The sequence below is a fragment of the Caproiciproducens faecalis genome, assembly GCF_019448085.1.
Taxonomy (GTDB): domain Bacteria; phylum Bacillota; class Clostridia; order Oscillospirales; family Acutalibacteraceae; genus Caproiciproducens; species Caproiciproducens faecalis.
On record NZ_JAGFNZ010000003.1, the window covers coordinates 270,408 to 284,113 of the forward strand.

10 protein-coding genes are annotated in these 13,706 nt (G+C 43.0%); all 10 read right to left on the minus strand.

Annotation, left to right across the window (positions count from 1 at the left end):
• Window positions 1–189: 189 nt before the first annotated feature.
• Entirely contained in the window at window positions 190–1,059 is an 870-nt protein-coding gene (locus tag J5W02_RS10005) for a tyrosine-type recombinase/integrase (protein WP_219965536.1), read from the minus strand.
• 120 nt (window positions 1,060–1,179) lie between these two features.
• Complete coding sequence (locus tag J5W02_RS10010; RefSeq protein ID WP_219965537.1) at window positions 1,180–1,500, minus strand: AbrB/MazE/SpoVT family DNA-binding domain-containing protein; 321 nt, start codon at window positions 1,498–1,500, stop codon at window positions 1,180–1,182.
• On the minus strand, window positions 1,497–1,841 hold the full coding sequence (locus J5W02_RS10015; protein WP_219965538.1) for an AbrB/MazE/SpoVT family DNA-binding domain-containing protein: 345 nt from the start codon (window positions 1,839–1,841) through the stop codon (window positions 1,497–1,499). Before J5W02_RS10015 ends, J5W02_RS10010 begins: the two co-directional genes overlap by 4 nt.
• A gap of 143 nt (window positions 1,842–1,984) precedes the next feature.
• Window positions 1,985–2,725: a helix-turn-helix domain-containing protein gene (locus J5W02_RS10020; RefSeq protein WP_219965539.1), complete on the minus strand. Its 741-nt coding sequence runs from the start codon at window positions 2,723–2,725 to the stop codon at window positions 1,985–1,987.
• Window positions 2,726–2,791: 66 nt separating this feature from the next.
• On the minus strand, window positions 2,792–4,597 hold the full coding sequence (locus J5W02_RS10025) for a type IV secretory system conjugative DNA transfer family protein (protein ID WP_219965540.1): 1,806 nt from the start codon (window positions 4,595–4,597) through the stop codon (window positions 2,792–2,794).
• Window positions 4,598–4,752: 155 nt separating this feature from the next.
• Window positions 4,753–5,580, minus strand: a complete 828-nt coding sequence (locus J5W02_RS10030) for a hypothetical protein (protein WP_219965541.1) — start codon at window positions 5,578–5,580, stop codon at window positions 4,753–4,755.
• Between the two features lie 12 nt (window positions 5,581–5,592).
• Window positions 5,593–8,955 carry a hypothetical protein gene (locus J5W02_RS10035; RefSeq protein ID WP_219965542.1) on the minus strand — a complete coding sequence of 1,121 codons (3,363 nt, stop codon included), beginning with the start codon at window positions 8,953–8,955 and terminating at the stop codon, window positions 5,593–5,595.
• A gap of 11 nt (window positions 8,956–8,966) precedes the next feature.
• Window positions 8,967–9,197, minus strand: a complete 231-nt coding sequence (locus J5W02_RS10040) for a hypothetical protein (protein WP_219965543.1) — start codon at window positions 9,195–9,197, stop codon at window positions 8,967–8,969.
• Window positions 9,198–9,589: 392 nt separating this feature from the next.
• The gene (locus J5W02_RS10045; RefSeq protein ID WP_219965544.1) at window positions 9,590–10,531 is read right to left on the minus strand and encodes a DUF3991 and toprim domain-containing protein; all 942 of its coding nucleotides are present in this window, start codon (window positions 10,529–10,531) and stop codon (window positions 9,590–9,592) included.
• Window positions 10,532–10,543: 12 nt separating this feature from the next.
• Complete coding sequence (gene mobP3, locus J5W02_RS10050; RefSeq protein ID WP_219965545.1) at window positions 10,544–13,687, minus strand: MobP3 family relaxase; 3,144 nt, start codon at window positions 13,685–13,687, stop codon at window positions 10,544–10,546.
• Between the last annotated feature and the right edge of the window lie 19 nt (window positions 13,688–13,706).

A 13,706-nucleotide genomic window follows, 5' to 3' on the forward strand; every position in this document is an offset into this window, starting at 1 on the left:
ATACCAAATCTTAGTAATTTGCAAGTGCTTAAATATTTTAAACAGCTAATTTACGGGAGACTTCCTTTTTACTGTTTTGTAAAAACGGAAGTGCTTCCGCTTTTTTTATCATCTTGTCGATTTTACGCATTGATCTCCAAAAAATAATATTCCGACGGGCAAAGGGGAGAGGGGGGAATCCCTCTCCGATTAAGATACATTTCTCTCTTTATTGTTTTTGTGTAGTAAATACATTTGTTGTGTAAGAAATCTATCTTCCGCATCAGTGTATCTTCGCAATGTGAAAGCGACGTCCGTGTGCCCTAAAATCTTTGATAAGGCTTTATACTCTGCGCCTTCTTCAATCATTCGAGTAGCAAATGAATGTCGATAAACATGATTTGTAATAAAGTTTAGTCCGGTCTTTTTTCTCATCCTCAGATACAATTTTTTCAATACACTCTCTGTGACTGGGCCTCCCCGAGTGGACACAAATATTTGCGGGATTTTTTTCTGAAGTTTTTCTATAATCGCTTGTGTTTCTGGAATAAGAGGAACAATTCGAATACCTGCTTTTGTCTTACTTTTGCGGACGCGTATAATGCCCTTTTGAGGGTCGTAGTCACTCCATTTCAAATTACACAATTCGTTTGAACGCAGCCCGGTGTAAAGAAAAAATATAACAATATGACCCAAAGGATCTTGCATAGCCGCTTCCTCAACCAATTGCTGCTCAGCTTGAGTCAAAGCCCGTACATACTTTTCTGATGCATATTTTGGAATCGAAATATGATTAATTGGATTTCGGGTACACAAATTATTTGATACGGCAGCGATGAATGACTGATTCATAACTACACGAATGTCGTTTAACGTGGATCTTGCGTATTTGAAGCCGAGTAAATTTACGAATTTTTGGATTTCAAGTTCAGTAATTTCATTTCCTTTCTTTAGTAAGTATTCCGGTGCCTCTCTAAAAATTCGTTTTACTGTATCGTTATAGCAACGGTAAGTATTTGGGGCCAGATTGGGTTTCACATAGACTTCCAGCCATTCTGTAAGCCATTCTTTTTCTGTCATATTTTATATGACCTCCTTATTATTCTTAACAGAATACTTATCGGAAGTTTCTCAAAAAATCAAACGAAACCAGAGTGATATTGTATGAGTGACAGCAAAAAGCGGAAGCACTTCCGCTTTTTACAGCATATTCTTCTTTACGCTGACTCTTAATCCGTCCTCGACTCCCAGTAGATACAAGCTGTCTACCCCAGGCTTCAATCCGTTTCTTCTGAGAAATTCCGCAGGAATGGAAGTGAATCCTTTCCGAACAGTCACACGGATTTCATTTTCAAGCAGCGCCCTACCGTCGTCATTGCGGTAAATATAATAATCATCATGATTTTCCCGGATTACGGTGACCGGCCCATCAGGAGATATTCCAAAGTGCTGAATATAGAGCCTTGGAAAATAAATTTCCTTCATAGCGGAGATTTTTAGCGGACACCCTAAAATATTCAATGGTTCTTCTCTCCTTTCACGCACAGAAATTTCACTCCGGCTGGACAGATGATTATCCCCTCGGTGGTGGCCACAAGGTAAACATAGTCCCCAATCTGAATGTGGTTCGACCTTGCCCAATCGACCGGAAGATTAAACCGGCCGATACTAAGTTCCTTTTGCTGGATGTCCAGGTTGCGGGAATAGTTAGAGCGGGTAAGGAACAATAAATTTTTCTTGCGCCGCATGTAAACCCTCGCGTTTTCGCTCATGCGGTAAAGCAGACGTATGCTTTTGTCGATCACAATGCGGTGCCGTGCCGAAACGACTGCCGGTACACCAATGATTTCCATGTATTCCATTTTCATTCTCCATTCATAAAAATGAGCAGACCGGGATTATTTTCCTGATCTGCTTTTTCTTTTTCAGTGTGGTTGCCCATATTTCCAAAGCAGGGAAAAAATAGGGTGGACATTGTTGATGAAACAATCACTCATGGCGCATTTTACCCATCACCGGATTTATCACTGCCATATTCTCTCTTGTGCGGAAACTTCCTCTTAGCTATCTTAGAGATAAAGTCTTTTTTTCTCTGCTTTAACGTAACCTTCGTTGTGGAATTAGTTCCTTGGGGTGTCATATTGATACGGGGGGCCATATCAAATTGGCTTAAAAGAAGGCGGCAGAACAGCTGCAGCTTGAGCAGCCGGGACGCGGATAAAGGCTGTGCTGGGATACTTTTCTGCCGACGTGGAATTGCATGATGGTCACTTTGTTTCTGTCTGCCGGGTACCGTGCTTCCCATGTGATTCTCGCCGGTCGGAATATCTGCCGGTACGTCTGATATGTATTCTGGAATTTCATGCTGTTCACAGGCTTTTTCCACATTTGGGAGATCTATTACATCCTGTTTTGTATCTTCCATTTCCTCAATGCCACCCGGTTGGCCCGACGACTTTGTATCCTGCGGCTCAGTGAATACCGTGTACCGGTTTGAAGTCTGCCCGTTATTCAGGCGGCGGCGCGGCTCGGAAATGACCATGCCTGCCTTTTCCAGTTCTCGTAAAGCCCGCGTCACCGTAGCTACACTGATCTTACAAGCTTCCGCAATCGTCTTTTTAGACGGCCAGCATTCGCCGTTGATATTGCTGCACTCCGCTAAATAAAAATAGACATGCACTGCTTTAGCTGTCAGCTCCAATTTCCGGACAATCTTCGTCACATTCGATACAAAGTATCCCTTCATATTGCTCCCCCTAATTATTCATAATAAAAGGACGGGAGTGTTTATTCTCCCGCCCTACAAGTTTTATTAAATATCTTTCTCTTCAAAAGTAATCTTTCGTCTTGCCGATTTTCCTGAGCCGAGAGAATGAATATCAAGCGGCTCCACCTTCTCTCTTTGCGGAAATCTCTCCAAAACAGCCGCTTTCAATTTTTCTCGGCTTGCATAACTAACCGTGCGTGTTGCGTTCTCAGGCATTGCAAATGGAGCGTCCAGCTTGATGCCCCATTCGTCGAACCGCTTTAAGATAGTTTTTAATGGGTGTGTGCGCGTTTTTGTCAAAATCCACTGGTTATCCGGCATTGTCCTGATCTGCTCGGCAGTCATGAGCGGCTTTTGAATCATCTGCAGACTTTTTGTAGAGCTGTCACGCTCAAAGCTGCCGCTGCGGGAAGTGCTTCCCGACTGCACCGTCTGATTTCCCAACGCCCGAGAGACTTCCTCAGCACCCTTGGAAAGAGGAGTAAATCCACCGAATAACGCGTTAGTGCAGCAGTCAATGATGATTTCTCCGCCTTCCCGGCCGTAATTCTTGTGCAGCTGCTCCATGGACTGAATCATTGGATACAGCAGAATATTTCTTGATTTACCGGCTGTGAACATCTGCTCCGCATTATCGAATTTTGGAAGAGTACCAAACTCATCCAGATAGAAGTAGACACGCTTGTCCAGCCTGTTTTTACCATCTTGGTTTGCTACCACCAAAGACTCATTATAGAGCTGAGAGACAAACAGAGAAACAAGAAAATGTTTTGTCGCATCTTCCTCCGGGAACACAATAAAAACGGCTGTATTGCCATTACAGAATTGTTCCGCGTCCACATCGCTGTCAAAGCAAAGTATCTGTTCTAGCTCAGAATCAATAAAGGAAAGCAGCCGACTCATGGCCGTACTCATAACGCTGTGCATACTTGCTTCAGCAGTGTTGAGCGCGGCACCGGCAAGCCAGCGCGCCTTATGTTCTGCAGGCAGCAGCTCGATCAGCTTCTGATATTCGTTCTTCGGCTTCACATTGTTTGCTTTATCATCTTTGCTTGGAAGCGGTGTTTTCGTCTGCAGAAGCTCCTGAACGATTTTAAACACGCTGACAATATGACGCTCCCCATAGCCGCAGAACTCCGCTACAAGCAAAATGGTGGACGCAATGAGTCCTTCGGCTGCGTCATAGAAGTAAGCGTTCTGACCGCCGCCGTCAAATCCCTCCATCCGGACAATAGTTTTCGCGGTGATCTTTGCGTATCGCTCCGCCCGGGCCTTATAGGTGATGTCGCCGGTTTCTTTAAAGAGATCCGTGTATTTGTTGACCAGATGCAGAAGATTGAATCCATGGCTGCGCGTGGGATTGCGCAAGTCGATGATGTACGGGGTATAGTGATAATACTTCTGAGCGATTCCGGCGTAATCCCGGAAAACGTCCCCCTTGGTGTCGGTTGCCAGAAAGCTGCAGCCGCAGGCACAGATGAATTCCAGATTAGGATAAAGAAAACCGGTGGTCTTGCGGCCGCCGGTTGTGCTGAGAATCAATGTGTGGTTGTCTGAGTTATCTATCCTCGCGCGTACTTCGCCGCGCCCTTCCAGTATCCCCAATACAGCCGCGCCGTTCGGTTCATCCGGAAGATGTTTTTCCGCCCGCCACATTTTCGGTTCATAAAGTATTTCATCATAGGTTTCCTGTTCTTCCCGTTTAGTAGCCCACCGTGCGGTACCGTATTGGCCGTCACCGACTGTGCGAGCCTTGATATTCAGGTTTCCGTGCATAGCTTCTGAAATAAAGAGAGCGGCCAGAAAAGCGACAGCCGCTATAGAGATGACGATTGCGATTGTACTCGGCATAATTTTTCCTCCTTAAAAAAATGATATAAGAAAAGCACCTCACAAAGAGGTGCTTTCTCTACGGATATGTTTCAATTTTCATAGCTGGAAATCACTATGTCCATTTTAAGTAAATCAAGAAAATCTATACTAAAAGATTCAATATTAGATAAATTCTATATTAGTATTCGGTCCATGACCTTTGCCCATACAAATGTTGCATGCGCTGGTGATGGAGAACTATCAACTTCCTCAACCACTTGCTGGAATACTTCTGAAACTGGTTGGCCATAGAAGAAACAGCAATCCTCATCCGCGGTAAGTTTTATGGCCTTCCAGGCACTTGTTGGCATGCCCCCAGGAATGCGTTGCAATTCTCGAATGCTACGCTTTGAAATATCGTCGGACTGGAGATACCATCCGACTAGAGCCTTTTCCCAACTAGTTACTAACGCCGAAGTTGCCCCCTCTTTCCTTAAAGTTTCCACACATTTTGTAAGTATTTCCATTATACAGTCTACCTTCACTTCAAATTGCTTGTAGGCTTCTATGAAATTAAAAGTGCCGTTGCCATGATGATATGGATCCCATTGAAAATCCCCAAATGCAAATCTTAATTTCTTTTTATCAATTGTCTGTGGGGGCTTATTATGGCAAAAAATGCTTCGCAATTCCGTTATTGCATAAAAAAAATTTTTTAGTTCTAAATCGGCATTCATGGTTATAAGGCCCTCATTAGCCCAAATATCCAACAGTGGTTGGTCTGAGGCGCCTAAATAGGATTTATGCTGGTACTGTGAATGATTTCTAAAGAGATAGGGCATACAGTCATAAAACAAGCCGTAAATATTCGTTACTGCGTTCCAAAAACGTGCCTCCCCTTCTACACAGGGGTCAGGTTTGGGGTAATATGCTTCCGACAGTAGGAGGGCAGGGTGTAAATTTCTGCATTGTTTGTTGAGTTCATTAACTTGTGTGTTTGAAAACAAATTAAAACTGTCCATCGCCATTCCCTCCTATATCCTGCACGCTTGCAGTCCGCTGAACGAGGTGGCTACATTCAAATTTGTGAGCAACGTACCTTCATGTAGGCTACTCTCCATTTGACCAATAAGCTCTCCGCGAAAATAAATTGGTAGGCGAAATCCTGCTTCTTGTAGATTAACATACCCTCGGTTTCGCTTGTGATCATATCTATTGATGCGGCCTGAAAAAATCAAGGGTTTACCTTGTTCATTACAAAGAATATGCAAGCGCCGTTTTTCATAAACTGTTCCTTTACGGAGTTCTTCAAACAGCTGCTCACACTCTATGCCCCGATGTTGCGGGAGCTGAGCCATACAAAGTGCTAATAAATATACAATATGAGGAGGACGCATCTCGTCTAGTTCGAGATATCGATTGCTTAATTCAAATAACCTTTCCCACATTTCTTCTGATAACTTCATGCAATTGTTTTCCTTTCCCCATTCTGGAATAATGGGGAGTCCTGTTTCTAACAACCATTTTACATTGATAAGAATGTGGAGACAAGCAGAATCATTCCAGACGATGTCTGAATATTCAGAAGTTTCTAATATGTCGTTGACTTCCTTGCAGATTTCATACGCTTCCTTTTTCATTATAGGTTCTTTGAAGTTTATCCTATTGTTTCCCGAGCCCAGGAGTTGGCGAGTACGAAAATAGATACCGTAAGCCTTACCCTCCTGTATACTTTGTCGAAAGCGGTCATCATTCATGTTTAAAGTATCCAGAAGATGATCTAATTTGCCTGACAGACCATCCGTTTTTTCCTCTTGAGGCATCATGTCGTTAATGTGGCATAGTTTTTCAGCAAGTGTCAACTTTTGATCATTGTCTGTTAGACTATCAAGGTATTGTACCCCTGCCCATAGGTAAGCTGAATATGCAAAACCATTTTCGGGGTATTGTCGCATAATTGGAACCATAGATTTACCTACGTTTTTCCAAAGATCTCTCTTTGAAAGTCGATCATCATAATGGCTTAATCTTATGCATAAATTTCCCCATTCTACATAAAGGCTTGCTAAGGATTTATTAAGAGGTTCATTACAGCGTTGTTGGATTTCCTTTTCCGAGATTAGGCGCATTTTGTCTAGGCGGTCTATGCACTCTTTTTGAGAGTGTTCTTCTTTCCACCGATTATCACTATTAAAGATTTCGCGTGTCAGTGTGATTTCTGTCAGCAAAAGAAGGGTACCTGGATTTTTCTCTCTAAAGTAGGAGAGTTCGTCTAAGAGCGTCCAAAACTTTGGATAGCAATTCGGATTAGTCCAAAGAGTGAGACTTTGGTTACGGCTGTTTGGCCCTATTAAGCTGATGAGGTCTTGAATCAAATATTGTTCTCGATTGGAGCTCGGTGATAAAACATGTAGCATACTAATAATTAGGTCAATGGGATTTAGATCATAGGTTTTTTGGAGCATCTTAGCTTCCAGTTTGCTACGCAGACTTAATAAAGGTTCCCCATCATCTTCTGCGTCCCGAGACCTTAGCAAAGTATTACTCATAAGAATGTGTAACATACGAGAAGTTTCGGTGCTATAGGCACCTAAGAAACGTACCGCCATGGAGAGTGGCATTTCCTTATTGTAGATTGTGCACACAGCTATACAACATATTAAAGTTTGAAAAGTTTTTTTAATAGCTTGAGCCTTTTTGATGATAATTGAATCATCCGGTTTAGACGGAGAGGAAAGAAGGAAAGACAATGATTTCCCTGATTTTTCCATGGCTTCTCTAATTTTTCTTCCAAGAACAGTATCCATGATTTCTTGAGCTTTTTGCTCGGCTAATTCTGTAAGAAGCCTACCTACGTCCTCAATTCCACCTTCATTTTCTCGTTGTATTCGATTGCGCAAGGTCTTGTGTAGATCCTCAAACAAGTACAACTCTCCAAGAAATGATTCCTGATTACCATAGACTTTAATCAGATCTTTTGCATCCTGTTCATTAAACCCAGCCTTTTCCACTAAAAGACTTTCTACTTGTTCGTGTTCACCAGGTTGCAAAGTTGCTTTGACATCAACACAGTTATATTGTGCACGTTCCTCGTCTAATTTGCGTTCATATGCAGTGCAAACAATCTGTACACGACGCCCTCCACTACGCAACAAGTTGAGCAAGTCATAAGCTTTCCGCAGATCGGACTGGATTCGACAAGCTGTATCCCAAATAATCAGCGTGGGTACAGGATCGACCATTTTGTTTTCCAGATTTCGTAACAGTTCATCCAGTGCTTTTATAGTATCAGGGCGTTCTTTTTCTATCGTTCCTTCGTTTGTCTTGATGCTTTCCTCAGTAAATAAAATTTCATGGTCAGGAATAAAAATTACGGGATATTGCCGTTCGCAAAACATCTTATACGCTAATGCACCAAGAGCATTAGTCTTGCCCGAACAGGCTTGGCCGCAAAGCATAACGGGAAGTGCCTGACGCTTTTGTCCGGCGGCGCTGTGCAAGGCTTGAACCGCTGTTTCGTATAATTTTTTTTCAAAATACCGTTCCAAATGAAACATATTATCATTACGGTATCCGTACCATTGAGGCATTCCTACTGTACTGTTTTGTAAGAATGCTTGAAAATACTGTATCGAAGCCTCAGATGGGAATAAGTTACTTTGTTCCACCTCGTGGTACTCTAGTAATTTTGCAAAAGGTTCGATGTTCAGTAATAATTGCCTATCCAGTTCTCCATCCATATAAATTTTTTGACCATTTGCATACAACAAATAGTGATCAATTTCACTATCAGACAGTTCAGGGAGAAGGTCTTCCTCTTCAAGAGCATCCCAAAGCTCTTTGATTTCTTGAGGAATCAGTGTAGCGACACCATCTGTTACAAGACGATCCAGATATGGATTCTGTATTTGTTCTGCTATATTAAAAAAATAGAGGAATTCTTTTCGTTTAACCTTTGCAAATTGCATAAATAACTGTCGCATGAGTAATATGGACTCAGCTTGGGAGAAATCAAAACCACAGAATACTACACGTCCATATGAATCTAATAAAGTCGGAAGAATTTCTAAAAGCGATTGCTCATTTGCTTCTTGAGTAATGGGATCAGCTGTATAACCTTCTAAGCCGCGCAAACGAACAATAGCCAGTTCTCTCCAATTCAAGCTAATTTGACTGTCACTATTTGCTACGACGACATCTGCAACACGACGATGTTTGTTAGGTCGAAAATAGTTTGTTAACGTTGAAGATGAAGAAGTTGTATAGACACATGCCCAAGGAAAAGATAAAAGTTTTTCCATATCTTCTGCTTGGAAGTTATCACCTAAAAACAGGATTGTCGGCTCTAAACTGGTATGTTCAAGCAACTCCAGCAGTAATTCCTGCCCATTAATCATAAATAACACCTCTAATTAATATCTAAGATTTCTCGCGCTTCATCACTATTCTGAATAGGTCTTTCATAATAAGCCCAATCAGGTAATGGACCACTTCTTTTAAACCTATTATTTGGTTCTACGAAATTTGAAGAATAGTCGCTAAATATATAGTCCAGATAACATTTATTAAATTTTTCAAACTCATCTAAAAAAAACAAACCATAACCCATTTTTATTTTTGACATTTCGCTATTATTCATTTCAAGTCGAACGCGATCTATACGAGAATTATACAATTATACCTGGACTTTGAAGAAAGGAATCATTATCATTAGTTTTAAAGCAAGTTTCATATAATATGCAAAAAAGAATCTTTGCACTAAACGCATTAAAAAAGTCAAGATTTTTTAATGCTATTTTATATGATTTGTTTTTATCGTGAGTAATTGATTCAGCTCTGTATTCTGCTAAAGCCAGATTTATATTATTAAAAAAAATCATTTAAGCCTCCATACATAATTTTATTAAGGCATTATCTATTTACCAAAATTGTTCTTTACACTAATTATATCTTCATTTTTTAACTTATTCAACTAATTTCTTCCAGAATGTGAATATAATTATATATATTTCACACTTTAACTAGTCTGGCTCACCTCTTTTTAAGATCGTCGTTCCAGTCCTTTTTGACCGATTTCAAAACACTCACTTCATAAGGCCGCCGCAGCTGCTCCCGTATCTCTTCGGTTAGGTCTTCCACATACATCCCTTTGGAAAGTCTTTGCAGCGTTTCCTGAATGATTGCGTCTGCTTTAACACCTGCGCCGTCATTGTCCAGACATAAAACGACTTGATGGATGTTTGGGTATTCTGATAAGAAACGGAGCAGGGCGGGGGATGCCGTACAGCCCAATGCAAGGTAATTGTGTTTCTGCCATCCTTTTTCTTTGTGCAAAGTAATAAAGGACAGAAGGTCTATGGGCGCTTCAAAGACATAGAGCCGTTCTGATCCTCCGTGGAAATTAAAGAAATAATCTTTTTCCGACCCATTCACATCACCACGGTAGGACTTTTCGGTGAGCGTTCCTTTCTGATGCGCCGCCCTTGCCTTGTCGGTGGAATCATATCCGACAAAGACGGCGTTATGTGTGTTGGCGCTCTCATAGAGGCTGCGGTTATGTGCAAAGAAGGAAATGATGTCGGAATCGATGCGGCGTTCCTGCATCAGGTAAGCATAAACACGCTTCATGTTGCGGCTTTTGGCTGGCAGAACTAACGGCCGCCGTTCTTTTTCTTTTTTCAGCGTTGATCTCTCAAACTCGATTCCGTTGTAATCCCTGCAGTTCAGTGTACTGACTGCATCCTGAAAACGCATATTGAAAAAGGTACAGAGAAAATCAATCGCGGTTCCTTTATCGCCGGTGGAATGATCATAAAAGATATGTCCGCGAAACTTGACGCTGTGGTTCGCCGCCCACATCCATTCCGTGCCGCTTCTCTCGGCCTTTTCGCCCTTTGCTTCAAGAATGCTCTTAATGTCCGTGTGTGCGGCCTGATAGATTTCATCCTCCGTAAACGGTATGAATTTTGACAAGTGAATTCCTCCCTACATCATTTCTTCCTGATCGTCATATTGATGGCCGTGGACTTCTTTGAGTGCTTTTTGCCTATTGATAAATTTGCGATCCGGCCTGTATTTGCGAGTTGTACTGTCCCTAATGTTTTCGCCCAGGCTGTAAGCAAAGGCATTAAACAGGCCCATAACTGCGCTGACCGCCGCTTGATTCTGAAATGCATCGATCTGATTCAGACGGATCTGCGCATAAAAATTGCCGCCGGCAGAAGCGGCGGCGTAATATTGCTTTGCAGTGCTAATGTTACGGGTGGTTCCTAATCCGGATTCATACATCCTTCCTACTTTATACAGCAGATCCGGATTAGGGTTCTCCTGCAGGCTTTTTTGAAATCCGGCAAGAGCGGATGCATAGAGCAGTTGTGCCCTAAGTTCATCAGCGGGAATACCTTCTCCTTTTTGCATCATGTGGGCCAGCTGAAACTGAGAATATGTATCGCCTTTTTCTGCGCTCATGGAAAACCATTGCGCCGCGGTGGCGTAATTCTGATTCGTGCCATTGCCGAAGTAAAACATCTGTGCAATTCTGCGTTCCATATCTGCATCAGGATGTTCCCGGTCAATGGGAATAAATCCAGCTAGTGCCATAGAGTAGAATTTCTGTGCCTGTAAATCATCTTTGGAAATTTCCGTTCCTTTAGAAAAAAGCACTCCCAGCTGATATGCTGCGAAAGGATTCCCTTTCTCCGCGCATTTGCGGAACCAATCAACAGCGTCCCGCACAGTCTTTTCCACACCCAGTCCTTTCAGGAACATGTTGGCGACCCGAAATTCTGTGTCTACGTCCGGCTGCTGCTTGTCCTGCTCGATAAACTCATTCAGAGCCTTTTTAAACAATGCTCCAGCCAGCTCGTCATCCTTTTCGACACCTTGCCCGTTGTTGTACATCTGAGCGAGCCGGTAATCGGCATAGGAGACATCCTCCATGGAAGCCTTTGTGTACCATTCAGCCGCCGTTTTGTAATTCTGCTCGGCTCCGATGCCGGTATCAAACATTTTCCCCAGCGCATAGTAAGCATATTTGTCCTTACCGTTCGCTGCTGTTCTGTAATAGGATTCAGCCATTGCATAGTCCTGCTGAATCCCTTCTCCTGCGTAATATATCTTTCCCAAACGGTAATTGGAGTGGATATGCCCTCCGTCAGCGGAAAGCCTAAACCATTGATATGCTTTCCCGTTGTCTCGGGGAATTCCTTCACCGACGTATTCCATCCTCCCTAAAGTGTACATCAGAAAAGCGGCGTCTTCCCTTCCTGAGAATTCTGCCTGTTCTGCCGTCCCGTCATCCACGGAGCTTCCCACATCAAAGCCATAGCTTTTTTCAACCGATGCCCGGAAATCCCAGTAGGCGTCCAGACAGTATTCTGTGCCTAATTCCTGATTTTTCTCAATACCGATACCATAGAGGTACATTTTCCCCAGCTCGTACTTTGCAAAGGAGTGTCCAGCCGCTGCCGCAAGGCCATACCACATTTGTGCTTGCTCATAGTCCCTCTCCACGCCTTTCCCGTAGAAGTATTTCTTCGCAAGCTGATACTTTGCCTTTACATCTCCGTTTATTGCTTTATCGAAACAGTCTTCAAAATTATCCTGATTTCTATTGGAGAATTTTTTTCTCTCCCAACTTTTGTCATTGCCGTCATCGAAAATCTGGGGAGCCGGTACGGAATTCGGTTTAAAAGGGTTTTCTTCATCCTGGGGCGGCATCCAATCCAGAAGCTCATCCGGAGCAGACAGGAAAAGGGATTCTTCGTCGGAAAGGGAATCTTCCTCACTCGTCATGAAATTTTGTCGGCTCTCACCGGTGACCTGCAGATCGTTTGGATCTGTTATTGTAATTAAAGTTTCGTCCAGTTCAGGAACGTTTTTACTGAGTGCGATTGCCGTTCGGATAATCTTATTTTTAATGCTGTCAAACTCGTGATTCTTGATAATCGGGCCGATATCCTTCGGGTCATTCCGGTACATTCTTTGCAAGTCCTTATGATCTTCACAATAGAGTTCATAGAGCTGCCGGATGGCCGGAGCCTCCGCAAGCCCGGACATAATGTCTTTTACTTCCCTCCGGATATCATTGTCTTTAATCCAGCCGTACTGCGGCTTTCCTGGTCTGTCCTTCAGCTGCTCCCCCAAATGGAGAATTTTTTCGGAAAGAGAATCCACTTGCTTTCTGTTCAGCTGATCGGCAGAGTCGTTTTGGATATCCGATAAAATATCGTCGATATTTTGTTTCAGACTGTCACGGATCTCCGTCTTATGCTCATAAATATGCCGCCTCTCATCGGCAAAAATAACCTCTGAAAAAGCGGCCTTCATTTTGTTAATGCCGGACACGTTCAGGTGGCCGACTTTAGGGTTATCCGTAAAAACAAAAAGGTGGATGTGAGGATGATGTGTCGTGTTATGCATCCCGGCGTACCAATGAAGATTAGATACAGGAATATTGGACGCTTTTGCAATGACATCAATTTTTTGCAGAACTAGATCGCGCCACGGCTTTTGATGGTCGTATCCCAGCGCGTCGGCATCCTCACGCCGCAGGGAGATAACATGTGTCCAGATGTTTCCTTTACAACTCGCTAATTCCTCCTGAGCTTTCCGGATATCCACATTCGGTTCAGAAGAAAAAAGGCCGTGTTCTCCAACACGGTCAACTCCGGGACGCTTCCCAACATATTCAATCAGATTTTTTGCTTTACCAAGATCAACAGCAAACCCTAACCCAATTTCAGCAGCGTATGAAATAAGTTCGGACGCATTACCGACCGTCGGGTTTGCTTTGAAGTCCTGATATTCCAGTCCCTTTTTTGCTTCCGGTATTTCCCACAGGAAATCCGCGATGGTTTTCATTTGTTTGCCAGTCGCGGGTCGCACGGCAACTTCTGCACTGAGCTTCAGTGGATCAAGATTTAAGGCGGTAATTTCTGCTCCATTCATGGAAGTCTGATTTACATTCAACTCCACGCTTTCCCTCGTTCCAACATAATTGACAAGACCCATAACAGCATCTTTTGTCATGACATGCTTTCCGTCCGCTTTCTCGCCAGCTTGGGCAATGTGAAAGTAGCGGGAGTTTAAGACGATTCTTGCTCCGGGCATAGTCAATACTCCTTTCATAAAAAAAGCCATCCACTTA

Excerpts from the sequence above, each read along its gene's own strand:
- J5W02_RS10005 (WP_219965536.1), bottom strand. The coding sequence starts at position 1,059 with ATGACAGAAAAAGAATGGCTTACAGAATGGCTGGAAGTCTATGTGAAA.
- J5W02_RS10015 (WP_219965538.1), bottom strand. The coding sequence starts at position 1,841 with ATGGAATACATGGAAATCATTGGTGTACCGGCAGTCGTTTCGGCACGG.
- J5W02_RS10020 (WP_219965539.1), bottom strand. The coding sequence starts at position 2,725 with ATGAAGGGATACTTTGTATCGAATGTGACGAAGATTGTCCGGAAATTG.
- J5W02_RS10025 (WP_219965540.1), bottom strand. The coding sequence starts at position 4,597 with ATGCCGAGTACAATCGCAATCGTCATCTCTATAGCGGCTGTCGCTTTT.
- J5W02_RS10030 (WP_219965541.1), bottom strand. The coding sequence starts at position 5,580 with ATGGACAGTTTTAATTTGTTTTCAAACACACAAGTTAATGAACTCAAC.
- J5W02_RS10035 (WP_219965542.1), bottom strand. The coding sequence starts at position 8,955 with ATGATTAATGGGCAGGAATTACTGCTGGAGTTGCTTGAACATACCAGT.
- J5W02_RS10040 (WP_219965543.1), bottom strand. The coding sequence starts at position 9,197 with ATGAATAATAGCGAAATGTCAAAAATAAAAATGGGTTATGGTTTGTTT.
- mobP3 (WP_219965545.1), bottom strand. The coding sequence starts at position 13,687 with ATGAAAGGAGTATTGACTATGCCCGGAGCAAGAATCGTCTTAAACTCC.